Genomic DNA, 11,424 nt, shown 5'->3' with positions numbered 1-11,424 from the left:
AGCTCATGACATACGAGGTTGTTGGCGCTACATACTTCTCATAGGTCTGCAATGCCTGCTTTATTGTGGGGTTATTAATTAGTTGGTTATACAACTGCGGGTTAGTCTGCTTCAGTGACTGCATGTACTCGTAGAAGTTATAGCCAGAATTAACCGTGGATGCAGATATAACCCCCTCACTTTGATCCGAGTTATAATTACTCATGAATTGATTCGCAAGCCACTTAGCAGTTTGCTCATATGTGTTGGTGGAGTCACTAGATTGTTGCTGCTTCTGTTGTGACTTTTTCTGTTGCTGTTGGGTAGTTTGTGTAACTTGTGTGGTCTTGGTTGGTGGTGTTGGTGGCGGGGGCACCCTTGGTGTTATCTCACCTCCAATTATCCTACCTCCAGGTAGGATGTGAAGAACATGCTCACCAGTCTGTTGTTGCTGCTGTTGCGCAGTTTGTTGAGTAGTTTGGGTAACCTGCGTGGTTGTTGTCGGCTGCGTTGATTGTGTTCCCGTCGCCGGCAGCTGGAACTTCCTGCGTGTTCAGCGCCGATAGGCCGAAGAAGCTGGAGAGGTATCTCTTGTGGACGTTGCCCCACTGCCATGAGGACGAGTATGTGCCGTAGTCCTTCGTTATCTGGTTTATCGCCATCGCGTATGCCCCGAGCATTGCCGTAGTTTCATTTCCCTTTGCGCCGGATACAGGATTGCTGAAGAACGTTGAGTTGTAATGCGTCATTGTCCAGTTGACGAGATCCTCTATGAGCGGGCCGTGGTAGTAGTCATCTGATCCGAGGAAGAATGCTGTCTGGCCCAGGCCGTATGTGCCGTTTATTCCGTAGTATGATAGCCATGGCTCAAACACGCTGCTGACAAAGTCCCTGATGAAGAAGTAGTATATGGTTGCGGCCGTCGAGTTGATGTCCATGTTTCCGTTCCATGACTTCAGAGCCGAGTATTCCGGCGTATTGCTAAGCCCAGATTCATTCAGCGCATTCAATAGCGGCTTAAGAAATACGTCCGTGGTGAAGTCGTGCACGCAGAGCTGTATCTTCTCCATCTTCGCGTAATTGAAACCGTAGGTCGAGTTTATCATCGTGTATATCTGATCGGCACGGTAGCCGGACTCATAATCCCACCCTATGTAATATGGGTAGTTTGGAGAAACGGTTATCTGGTTCGCCGAGAAGACGAAGCCTGTGGACGGATCGTAAAGGCTAGGAAGATACTGCTGCGGAATGAAGCCGGTCCAGTCATATGATCCGTTCCCAGGCAGTATACCCCTCGGGTTGCCCTTCGCTATGACCGGATAGAGCCCATATGGGAATATCCCTATATTTCCGGAGCTGTCAGCGACCGCCCAGTTCTGTATCGCGATCTTGAAGTACCTTGTCAGGTTCTGGACGAACTGCATAACGCTGTGCGCCCTGTTGATGTGCAGGAAGAAGGTGATCTCATAGGTCGGGATGTAGCCTGTCCAGTCCATCGCTATGGGAACGCCCAGGCTGTTGTTTATGACCACGCCGTTGACCGCGCGGTATATATGGATGTGCACCGGTTTCTCTCCCTTCACCAGTATGGTTTCATTCTCCACCTGGAAAGGCACCCAGGAACCGTTGAAGTAGTAATCCTCTGGATGCGATGGTGAGGTCTGTTCAGCATAGAAATACGTCTCCTGTATCTGTCCGTTGGTGGCGCCCCATGCTATGTACGGGTTGTGCCCCAGTATAACGCCTGGGAAGCCTGGAAATGTGACTCCTATGACGTTCATGCCTGGCGCAACGAGCTGGAAACCCATCCATATCGATGGTACGCTGGTGGTCAGGTGCGGATCGTTAGCGAGCATGGCTGATGTGTTTGATGTGCGTATGCCGTTCACAGCCCAATCGTTGCTGCCGAAATCATGAAATACCGTGTAGTTCATCTTTATATCATAGGCATCCGAGATGCCTGTGAATAACATGGACGCCTTCGCCAGGCCGGTCATTGCGCTGGTGTAGAAGGCATTTACGGCTGCGTATTCCGGATCGGATAGATTAACGTATGGGACGTAGAGGTTGAGATCCCTGATGTCGCCCTGTTCCTTGTATATGGATGGGTTGAGCGAGTACGGGACTATGGGGTGCTGTACACCTGCTGGATACGCCGGATATATGGCCTTTATGACGGATTCCGGCATCTTCTGCAGTGCGAAGTTGAAGTATATTGGGTCCAGGCCACCGGCACTGTTCTCCCACAGGAACAGCTGCTGAACTGCAAGCACGTCTGTGACGTTCCAGGCGTGAGGCCTTGCATTCAGTATCTTGAACAGAAGAGGCAGCCTCGCATAGGTCAGGTTTCCTATGTATGCATTTATGCCTGCCACGAAGGATTTAAGATAGATGTACGTCAGATTATTGGCGCTGAGGTTCTGCCTCTCCAGCACAGCGGTATTGTAAAGCTGGATCTCGCGCATGAAGATATCGGTCTGCAAAGTTGATGGGCCGGCTATTGCCGATAGATTGCCTAGCGCCGTGCGCTTTAGGAAATCTAGCTGTGCTAGCCTATATTCAGCCTCAAGATAGCCCTGTTCATAGTAAAGGGCCTCCGTGCTGTTGCTTGCTATGCCTATGAAGCCGTCACTCTGCCTGTACACGATCACGGTGGCGGAGACGTTGGAGAATTTTACAGACAGCTTCTGGCTTCCAGGGCTGTAGAAGTATGGCGGAGGAGAGAATACCCCTGAGGATGGATTCAGGATCTTGGATAGTGGAGGAAGTGGGCCTATGGATGAAAAACTTGCAAAGAGAAGTACCATGAGAACGGCTATAGAAACTATCAACCGTATATAACGCACTTTCATGAAACTTTATCTTTAAAATATTATTTATATTTATCGAAGTAAAAATGAATAAATACAATGAGGAAAAAACCTATTCCGGATCATATATCTGAATGATTCTGAATCCCATGCATATGGGGCCGGCAACAGCAGACGCAATATTTATATTGAGAATTCTACCTGGTATAATATAGTCTAATGCCCAATTTGAGATGAGAACGTTATTGTACCGCCTTGAAATGAATAAGATATGTCAATTAGGATACTGATACCTGTGCTTGAGAGGAACGGAATGGAATCGCGCGTTTCTCCACATTTTGGGCGTGCTCCGTATCTCGCTGTTCTAGATGCAGATGACGATGGAAGAAATGTCAAAATAACCTTCGTAAATGGTGAGGGCCCGCACGATGAGGGGCATGGCGAAGATGAAGAGAAACGCGCGCGCGGAGTTCATGGATCAATAATTGATCTGCATCCGGATGTGATAATAGCGTCCATGATGGGGCCGAGAGCGGTCATGGACTTTAGGGCAAACAATATAAAGCTTGTTTCTGCTGATGGCAAAACTGTATCAGACCTTGTATCAGCCTATCTTTCAGGCAAATACAAAGACCTAATGGCCCACCATGAATGAACAGATCAAAAACATGCGGAAAAGAAGTTTTACCCTTTTACGAAATAAATTATCGACAGGCACATTCGAAAATGGATAGACAATGGAGTTTTATAAAAAATTAAGGAATTTTTATGATCTTAAGACATAAAAAAGGGATCATCTCATTATGCTGAGATTGCCTCAAGCGTCCTGCTTGAAGTTTTCGGCCCGAGCATTGCAAGTATTCCGGCTATGAGACCCGTTATAGCTATGAACCTGAAGCCGAACGCAAAGGAGAATGAAGCAACAAGTACTGGAAGGAATAGTGCACCGAATGCCCCTCCGACATGTCCTATGCCATCAGTCAGCGCGAAACCAGAAGATCTGGCCCTGGTCGGATAATTTTCAGCCGTATATGTGTATGCGACCTGAAGATACATACCTAACGCCATAGACGCGAGGAACGAACCAGCGAATATGAATGCACTCACTTTAAAGGAGAAAAGCATCAGGCCGATGAACCAAACTACCGTATCCGCAAAGATGACATGCTTTCGTTCGAATCTGTCAGCAGAAAATATCATTATCACTGCACCAACTGGATAGCCAATCGCACCGACTGCAAGATAGAGTATAGAGGAAGAAATAGAAAACCCAGCGGAAGACAGGATGGCCGCAGAGTCACCTAGGAAGGCGTAGTTCCCTATATACCAGAAAAACCACATTACAACGAGCAAGCCTAGCCTTGTTGAATAAGGTCTCCTGAAGAGATACAATGTCGGGAATTTCTGCTCCTCAAGTACAACCTCCTCAGGCTTCGGATCCGGCAGTTTACCAACCTTCTTCATTGCCGTAGCTTCCATCATATCAAGAACCTTTCTGGCTTTCTCCAGATTGTGGGCCTTTGCTGCAAGCCATCTTGGCGATTCCGGCAACTCGAATCTGAGTATAAGTGCTATGAAAGCAATTACGGCGCCTATACCAAAAAGATAGCGCCAGCCATTATAGTAAACTGGCACAAGTGAAAGGCCAACGAACGGAGTTATAGCCTGACCCAGTATACCTATGAGAAAGGTATATACGGTTATCTTGCCTCGCATGGCAGGTGGCGCAAACTCGCTGACATAGCTGGATACAAGGTTGAGATCAGCCCCAAGCCCCAGACCTGTTATGAAACGGAATATTGTGAGCTCAGGAACGTTTACAGAGATTGCATCTCCGAATGAACCCAATGCCGTTAAGCCCATCGTCAGGATCATGGATCGGTATCTTCCATATATATCTGCTATTGATCCTATTATATATGATCCTATGCCGTAGCCTATTAGACCTATCGAAAGCGCAATGAAAAGACTGAGCGAAGTGCCTATATGAAATTGCTGTGCAATTGCCGGCATTGCCAGGCCTATATCGGATATGTCATAGAATGTGAAAAAATATCCTATACCGATAATGGCGAGAAATGCCGTCGGAAGGGACCAGACCGGTATCCTGTTGGCTCTTGCTATTATATCCTTAACCTGATCCTCATCTGATAGCGGTTTTCCTTCAGCCATATATGAATATAAAGTATTATACATATAAATCTTTGCAAGCATTTTAATAATTTTTAAATAATATTGATACAAATTCTATGAATAAGCATTTTGAAGCTACGTTATACCCGATCTCTTAAGATAAAAAGCAGATAGAAGGGCAAGAGCTGTCGATACAATGCATATGGCCAATATACCTGTACCGAATGAATCAGATGCAGAATAAGCGTAACCCATTATGGCTGGAGATATCATACCCCCGGCCTGTGAGCTGAGATTCAGGATAGAACTGGATGAGGATATGCTTGCGTCGCTGGCTGAGACATCTGACGCCATGGACATAGAAGGTCCGGCGTAGATTCCATAGAAAAAGCCCAATGAAGACGAGATCAGTATAGCAGGCCAGAAATTTACGTCGATTATCACCAGCATAGCAATGCTTATGGCTATCACAGGGAATACAGCAAGGATGAGCCTTCCGTTCTTCATCCGAGCTGATGCAAATCCGCCCAGCGGCGATGAGAATATGCCAAGTACTGCCGGTACCCATGAGTATAAAAATATGCTATCTTCCGGCACATGGAATTTATAAGACAGTATCGACGAGAACATGGCAAGGAAGCCGATGTATGCAAATCCAGCCGAAAATCGGAGCACTGCTGGAAATACAACCTTCTTTGATATCGAAATTTTCCTGTCAGTGAGCTCAGGATCTCTCATCAACAGTGCGTTCATGGATGCTGCGATCAGCAGAATTGGTATCAATATCAAGAACGGAAGCGATTTCGACACTATGTAGGATGATATTGCGAAATATTCTCCAAACGATGCACCAACGAAGAAACCAGATTGATATACACCAAGCGCCGCTGATCGCTTTTCTCTGGCATTCCATTTTTGAACCAGTGCAGCATCGGATATGTAAATCACGGCCGACACAGATCCCATGAACAGTTGTATGAGAAAAACTGCGGTGTAATCTTCAATGGAAAAATACAGCAGAGCAAAAAGAGCTGCAAGCAGGAAAAGTGATATCTTATTAATCGTCGCCGTCCCATATAGATCCGAAAGAAAACCCCCTGGTATCTGAAATGCTGTGTATCCGATCCAGTAGGCTGTGATGAGAAGCGAACCCCTGAACAGATCTATTCTCATCGATGCAACAATAAATGGAAGCGTAGCTGGAACGAAAAATCTCACGATGGAGTTAAGAATGAATGAAAGGGTGGACAGGGGAACAACGGCAGCTTGGGCTCGATAGCGGTAAATCTGATCTCCCATTGTATAATGCTAAGTGATCATCGTCCTTAATTATTGTGTCTATCATAATCGCTGATCACTAAGGCGTACGAAAGTTTCGCAGTCTATTTGTGGGTCATCAGCTTATCACTATTGATTTGGTTGCGAACGATGTGGGTGCGTTGAAGTCTATGAGCGCTGGCGAACCAACCTCAGGCGTTATCTGCCCGCTCACCGCAGATCCCTGCGTTATGTTCGTTCCGAACGTGTTCGTGACGTTTATTATCAACGCAGCAACATCTCCAGTGCTGAGTACCGGATACAGCCCAGTCATCGAATGTGACGGATCTGACTCGACCAGTATCCCGAAGTTTGTTGGGTCTTTGTGCGCTGCTGAGAGTTCGCCCCAGACAGGCGCTGAGAATATGTTGGCCGATCCCGTGCCCGCTATATCATAGAATATGCTGGTGTTGTAGACCAGCACCGCGGTCACGCCGCCTACCGACAGCGTTATGGTTGTATTCGATAGATCAACTGAAGACCCGCCGGAGTTAACGGTGACGAATATTGCAAGATAGGAAATGCCACCAGCCTCAGGTGGATTGGCATAGTCATAGCCCAGTATCTGGGTTATGACCACGCCCGAAGCTACCTGCTGTATGGTGGTTGTTCCGGTGCTAGATGCCTTCTGCTGCAGGATCCCTGCCGTGTGTATGAGCACGGATGCGGCAACAGCAGCAACTAAGATCATCGCGATAAAGACAATAAGTACGCCTATACCCGATTCTGACTTCGAATCGTCAGTCTGAAATATTTTCTTCAGCTTCTTTAGTGATTTAAGTATGGGCATCTGCTTCACTGTGTACATATGTATGTGAGTGGATCGGTATTTAATGATCCACGATTGAATTGCGAAATTACGCATGGCCATGCACAGGAAAAGAACGTGTATCCTACATATATTGCTGCGAAAAAGTGCCTTATCCTGACCTTGGTTGTTAATTTGAAATACATGTTAAACACCGAGGATAGGAAGTTCATAATAGATAGCGTGAAGAAGGGATACAAGGTCACTGAACTCGCCAGGATGTTCAATGTGACGCCGAGAAGGATACAGCAGATCCTGCATGAAAGCGAGCTGCCCGAAAGCTCAAGGGATTCTGAGCTGACCGAGGAGGAAAAGAAATTCATAGATGATCTCTGGGATAAGTACAGGATTGGATCGCGAACGATCTATTACCTGCTCAGGAGCAAGGGCTTCAACGTCTCTTACTACAAGATATACAACTACATGAAGGTGAAGAGGATGGTTCAGATCAAGGACAATGCGCTGATAGTAAACGGGAAGAAGGCCGAACCGCCGCTGTCCACAGTGCTTCTGGACTATCACCAGAGGAGCTTCAACGATCAGTACGCCATCTTCTGCGTCGACATGACAACAAAGAAGATACTCTCCTATTCAGAATCCATGAAGATAACGAGCGACGTTGTTGCCGCAGTCCTTGACGGCCTCAATATCTCCGGGAAGATAAAGAGGCTCATGATAAGAAGCGGTGTGCTCAGCCTGATATACAATTCATCGAACCTTGGATACATAGCCAGAAAGAAGGGCATCTCAGAGGTCGTAACGGACAAGGGGAGCTCACGCGTTCACCTTTCGCTGTCGAAGCTGTGGCAGAACTACGACAAGTACAGGTGGACGTTCAACAGCCTTGAGGAGTTCGTCAACTGGTACAACGAGAGGCCGGTAACAAGATTCGAGGACAGGATCGCCTCACCGGACCAGATATTCGAAGAGTATATCAAGAAGTATGATATGAATACTGGAGAGAGTTGAACTGCCTGATAATTGCGGGCGGTATGGGAACTAGGATCGGGGATCCTGAGAAAGCGATCATAGAGATCGAAGGCGAAACCATACTGGAGAGATCGGTGAGATGCCTCAGATGCATATGCGATGCATGGTACGCGCTGATAGATCCGTCGATGCAGCGGACAAAAAAGATCCTTCGAACCCTTGGCATAAGCATCATGGAAAAGGAACGCGGAGGCTACATAGAGGATCTGAATTATGCCCTCGGGATAATCTGGAAATTTCCTATCCTCGTTGCCCCCGGGGATCTCTATATAATCAGATGCCAAGATATTCTTGAAAGAATTAGATACGCACTCACGCTTGATAAGGCCGTTATATCTTTTGTAGACGGCGGAAAGTTCACTGGTCTGTCTCTTTTCAAAGATTTCGGTGGTTCATATACCAATGTTGATATTTCTGGATATGCAATGAACGTGAACACGCCAGATGACCTGGAGAAGGTCAGGGGTATGGATAAAACCTAACGCCTTCTGCGGATTCATACCTTCCGAATTTCACGTTGAATACTTCGTACAATGTCTTCTCGTTGATCACCTTTCTGGGGTCTCCCTGATACAGCACGCTTCCGGATCGCATAAGTATGACGCTGTCGCATTCATTGTACAGAAAATTTATGTCATGCGATACTATCACCACGGTTTTTCCCGCCTCCCTGAACCTCCTGATTATGGACATGACCCTCACGGCCTTGTCCACGTCCAGAAAGGTCATTGGTTCATCCAGCAGGATGTACCTGGTGTTTTGATACATGGCCGCGGCGAACATCACTATTCGCTTCTCTCCTCCGCTAAGCGTTGAGAATTCCCTATCAGAAAGATGATCGATACCGCAGGCCTCGAGGCATTCCTCCAGGCCTGGGCCTCCCTGCCCTCGGCTGTAGCCTGAGAGCTGGACGACGTCCCTGACTGTGAAGTTCATCGGCGTAGGCTGCTCCTGATGAACAACCGAGACCATCGAGGCAATCTCTCTTGGCTTCATACCAGAGATGTTCTTTCCGTCTATGTAAACTGCACCGCCGGAAGGCTTCAGGAAACCGTAGATCGCCTTTAGCACCGTAGTCTTGCCGGATCCGTTAAGACCTCCTATACCGTTGATACCGTTCTCTACAATAGAAAAAGACACGCCATTTATCCTGAACGTTTTCCGGTCTATGGATAAATTCTCTACCTCGATCATGCTTCCTCTTCGAGTTTTATTTCCTCCACATCGACGGAATCATCCACAGTCTCACCGTTGATGATCAGGCTGTAGATTACCTTGACACCACCGCGTTCAACTGTTATGGATACAGAGCAGTACTTTCTCAGCGAGAGATGAATAGCTTTTCTAGCCTTCTCAGGATCCACAGATCCTTCGAATATATACCGTATGTGTGCATATTTAAGCATGCGCGGATGCTCCTCCCTCTTTTCGCCAGATACCTCACATCTGTAGGATGAAAATTCCTGGCGCATTTTCCTAAGTATAGATAGGACATCATCGCTCGTGCATGATCCAACGGCAAGCAGGAGGAGCTCTGTGGGCGCGTGCCTCATCTCCTTCTTATCCTGTGAAAAATAGATCCTTACCGTATCCTTGCCATCGTCTGAGTCGAAACCTTCGCCTGGAACGTAATGAAAAGATACCTTCATCAATGGGCTAAAAAAAATCAATATAAAAGATTATTGTACTTTTTTCACCGAGGACACTATGACCTTCAGCGCGTTTATTAGTCCTGTTATGAAGGCGGAAACATCCGGATCCTTGAGCAGCGCCATCAGTTTGAGCGCAGATAGTGGCTGAGGATTCTTGACGCCTTCAACGAACTCTTCCGCAACGCCCGGCAGGTTGAATGATATTGCCTTGACCAGATCAGCGGTCTTCTCTTCCCCGAGGCCGTAAAGCAGCCCCATCATGCTGTTTCCAACCTTGAGCAGCGCCTCTGTGAGTTCCTTCTCGGTGAAGAACTTCGCCAGGAATTCTATGTCTGTAGGAGCGTAGTCCTTGGCTATGCCCATGAATACATCTATTATCCCGGCCTCCTTCATCTTCGAAAGGAGATCCATGAACGCTATTATGGTATCCTTGTTCTCCACCATCTTGTTCAGAAGCGCTTCGATATCGTCCTGATCCTCGGCTGGCTGCATGTTTCCCTGAACCTCTTCCTTCTCCACCATGTCCATCACCTCACGCGACTCCCCTCAGCATGCTGCTGAAGAACGTATCTGCAGACTGCCATTTCAGGAAGTAGTCAAGCTTGCTGTCGAAATTAGCCTTCGGAGGCTTGTTGTAGTTGAAGTAGAGCGTCAAGCCCTTCTCATAACCGGTGACCGTTGTGCATGCCACGTCTCCCTCATACACTTCATTGTATATGTTTCCTGAGGTTTCTGAAGCTATCCTGTTGGAGAGGTACAGAGCTTCGAAGTGCGCAGTCGCTCCAGCCTTGGATACAGGCAGGTTTGTAGCGTCGCCTATTGCGAACACGTTGTCGTAGTCCTTATAGTTAAGCTTGTATTTATCCACATCGATATATCCGCTGTCATCTGCAAGTCCAGAATCCGTTATTACCTTCTGCCCCCTGTGCGGCGGTATCAGCACAAGCAGATCATAATTTATGCTCTCGCCCTCAAGCGATTCTATCTTCTTGTTCTTTGGATCGATCGAGTCTACGTTGAAGAGCGTGTGGGTTATTATGCCGCGTTCCTCCATTCTCTTGCCGACGAAGTCCGCAACATTTGGAATGGTGAAAACGCGGTTGAGCGGGTATATGTAGTGTATCTCGGTTTTGTCCTTGAGACCATGGAAATTAAGATACTCCTCAAGCAGGAATGTGAACTCGTATGGTGCTGGCGGGCACATTATTGGTATGCTTGCCTGCCCGATCACAACCTTTCCTCCCTTGAAGCCCTTTATCTCCTTCTGAAGCTCAAGCGCGTGCGGAAGATCATAAAAGTGCTTGGCACTCTCAGAATAACCTGGGACATCCTCCGGCGTGAACCTGTCGCCGGTCGCAATTATCAGGTAATCGTAATCGAGATTCCTACCGCCAGTTGTCTGCACGCTGTGATCCGCAACATCTATCCTCGATACCGTGTCCCTTATGTAATTCACGCCATAGTTGAATAGAAATTCAGTGGGCTTCACGCTCTTCTTGTAGTCTATCATGTTGAATGAGATATGCACACCATCAGGCTTGAAATAGTGATCCTTTGAGTTTCCGACCACGGTTATGTCAACATCGCGCCTGTCAGTGTGGAATCTCAGCTTGTTCGCCATTATAGTTCCAGCATCGCCGTCACCAACGATGAGAACTCTACTAACCATATCACTTCACCTTCTTCATCACAATCTCGTAGTATCCGTTTCTGTCGAATACTCCTACCAGCTCCT

12 protein-coding genes are annotated in these 11,424 nt (G+C 47.3%); 3 read left to right on the top strand and 9 right to left on the bottom strand.

All coding sequences use genetic code 11. The annotated features are described in order from the left end of the window. Positions 1–355: hypothetical protein (locus tag Q0C15_RS02945; protein ID WP_297215924.1), on the bottom strand; the 355-nt coding region annotated here is incomplete at its 3' end. A 58-nt stretch (positions 356–413) separates the two neighbouring features. Next, a complete protein-coding gene (locus Q0C15_RS02940) occupies positions 414–2,831 on the bottom strand; it encodes a penicillin acylase family protein (protein ID WP_297215922.1) in 2,418 nt (805 codons plus the stop codon). Between the two features lie 229 nt (positions 2,832–3,060). Here Q0C15_RS02940 and Q0C15_RS02935 point away from each other — a divergent pair, with 229 nt between their 5' ends. Beyond that, entirely contained in the window at positions 3,061–3,444 is a 384-nt protein-coding gene (locus Q0C15_RS02935) for a NifB/NifX family molybdenum-iron cluster-binding protein (protein WP_110642637.1), read from the top strand. 146 nt (positions 3,445–3,590) lie between these two features. Here the strand turns inward: Q0C15_RS02935 and Q0C15_RS02930 are convergent, their stop codons facing one another. The 3 genes from Q0C15_RS02930 to Q0C15_RS02920 all read right to left on the bottom strand — a co-directional run bounded on the left by Q0C15_RS02930 (position 3,591) and on the right by Q0C15_RS02920 (position 7,029). Continuing rightward, entirely contained in the window at positions 3,591–4,961 is a 1,371-nt protein-coding gene (locus tag Q0C15_RS02930) for an MFS transporter (protein ID WP_297215919.1), read from the bottom strand. A 96-nt stretch (positions 4,962–5,057) separates the two neighbouring features. Further along, a complete protein-coding gene (locus Q0C15_RS02925; RefSeq protein WP_297215916.1) occupies positions 5,058–6,221 on the bottom strand; it encodes a nitrate/nitrite transporter in 1,164 nt (387 codons plus the stop codon). Positions 6,222–6,318: 97 nt separating this feature from the next. Further along, entirely contained in the window at positions 6,319–7,029 is a 711-nt protein-coding gene (locus Q0C15_RS02920) for a flagellin (protein ID WP_237265377.1), read from the bottom strand. Positions 7,030–7,182: 153 nt separating this feature from the next. Between Q0C15_RS02920 and Q0C15_RS02915 the strand changes: the two genes are divergently transcribed. Together Q0C15_RS02915 and Q0C15_RS02910 are read left to right on the top strand one after the other, a co-directional pair. Further along, positions 7,183–8,016 (top strand): IS481 family transposase, encoded by an 834-nt coding sequence (locus tag Q0C15_RS02915; protein ID WP_297215927.1) that lies wholly within the window; start codon positions 7,183–7,185, stop codon positions 8,014–8,016. Continuing rightward, positions 8,013–8,519, top strand: coding sequence for an NTP transferase domain-containing protein (locus Q0C15_RS02910; protein ID WP_297215912.1), 507 nt, complete (start codon positions 8,013–8,015; stop codon positions 8,517–8,519). Before Q0C15_RS02915 ends, Q0C15_RS02910 begins: the two co-directional genes overlap by 4 nt. Here the strand turns inward: Q0C15_RS02910 and Q0C15_RS02905 are convergent. The 4 genes from Q0C15_RS02905 to Q0C15_RS02890 are packed head-to-tail and all read right to left on the bottom strand — an operon-like array spanning position 8,497 to position 11,358. Then, positions 8,497–9,231 carry an ABC transporter ATP-binding protein gene (locus tag Q0C15_RS02905; protein ID WP_297215910.1) on the bottom strand — a complete coding sequence of 245 codons (735 nt, stop codon included), beginning with the start codon at positions 9,229–9,231 and terminating at the stop codon, positions 8,497–8,499. The genes Q0C15_RS02910 and Q0C15_RS02905 overlap by 23 nt on opposite strands. Further along, positions 9,228–9,686 (bottom strand): OsmC family protein, encoded by a 459-nt coding sequence (locus Q0C15_RS02900; protein WP_297215908.1) that lies wholly within the window; start codon positions 9,684–9,686, stop codon positions 9,228–9,230. Before Q0C15_RS02900 ends, Q0C15_RS02905 begins: the two co-directional genes overlap by 4 nt. Before the next feature lie 30 nt (positions 9,687–9,716). Further along, positions 9,717–10,211 carry a DUF1641 domain-containing protein gene (locus Q0C15_RS02895; protein ID WP_237265378.1) on the bottom strand — a complete coding sequence of 165 codons (495 nt, stop codon included), beginning with the start codon at positions 10,209–10,211 and terminating at the stop codon, positions 9,717–9,719. A gap of 10 nt (positions 10,212–10,221) precedes the next feature. Continuing rightward, positions 10,222–11,358, bottom strand: coding sequence for an FAD/NAD(P)-binding oxidoreductase (locus Q0C15_RS02890; RefSeq protein ID WP_297215902.1), 1,137 nt, complete (start codon positions 11,356–11,358; stop codon positions 10,222–10,224). Positions 11,359–11,424 lie beyond the last annotated feature (66 nt).

The organism is Thermoplasma sp., from assembly GCF_023256435.1.
GTDB lineage: Archaea > Thermoplasmatota > Thermoplasmata > Thermoplasmatales > Thermoplasmataceae > Thermoplasma.
The sequence above is the reverse complement of the archived record's forward strand: the minus strand, read 5'-3'. Positions and strand labels throughout refer to the sequence as shown.